Origin of the sequence: Cupriavidus basilensis, from assembly GCF_029335485.1 — a bacterium.
GTDB classification, from domain to species: Bacteria; Pseudomonadota; Gammaproteobacteria; order Burkholderiales; family Burkholderiaceae; genus Cupriavidus; species Cupriavidus basilensis_E.
In genome coordinates this window covers 1-899 of record NZ_JARJLM010000485.1, presented here as the reverse complement: position 1 = coordinate 899, position 899 = coordinate 1, and the positions used below count along the sequence as shown (strand labels likewise).

The window sequence follows — 899 nt, the reverse complement described above, 5'->3', positions numbered from 1 at the left end:
GCCACGCTCTCTGCCCCCATGGGGAGAGGGGCGGATTGGCGAGGAGCCACAACAAGCGAAGCCAACTGTTTTGTCCGAAGCCAAGGGACATCACCCAGCACGTCCGCCCGGACAGTGGCACACTTGCGGTTTGCCGGATTCCCCGTCTTCGCCTTACCGCTGTCTTATCCCTGCCCCGCCTTTACCTTTCCTCAGTCCCACCACCGATGGAGCAAGCCACCATGCCTGACAACAGCCAATGGATCCGAGTCGAAACCGAAGGCGGCGCCTTCGATGCCTACCTCGCCCTGCCCCCCGGCGGCAATGCCGCCAATGCCCCGGGCATCGTGCTTGTGCAGGAAATCTTTGGCGTCAATGAGCATATTCGCGCCGTGGCGGACCAGTACGCGCTGGACGGCTATGTGGTGCTGGCGCCCGACGTGTTCTGGCGCCAGGCGCCGCGCGTGGAACTGGGCTACGCCGGCGACGACATGGCCCGCGCGCTGGAGCTGCGCCAGCAGGTCGACGTGGAACTGGCGGTCAAGGATCTCGCCGCGACTGCCAAGACCCTGCGCGCCCGGCTGGGCGCGGGCGCAAGGATCGCCGCGGTCGGCTATTGCTTCGGCGGCCTGCTGTCCTACCTGGCCGCCGCGCGTGGCCTGGTCGATGCGGCGGTTCCGTACTACGGCGGCGGCATCCAGAACAACCTGCAGGAAGCAGCCAGCATCAAGGTGCCGGTGCAATTCCATTACGGCGCGCTCGATGCGCATATTCCCGGCGAAGCGGTCGAGCGCGTGCGTGCCGCGGTAGCCGGCAACCCGCACGCGGAAATCCATGTCTATGCGCAGGCCGATCACGGCTTCAACTGCTGGGCGCGCGGCTCCTATCACCAGCCTTCCGCCGTGCTGGCCCATGGCCGC

General features: G+C 66.7%; 1 protein-coding gene. It reads left to right on the top strand.

Features of this window, described 5'->3' with window-relative positions:
- Nucleotides 1–221: 221 nt before the first annotated feature.
- On the top strand, nucleotides 222–899 hold a 678-nt coding region (locus P3W85_RS30155), incomplete at its 3' end, for a dienelactone hydrolase family protein (protein ID WP_276267475.1).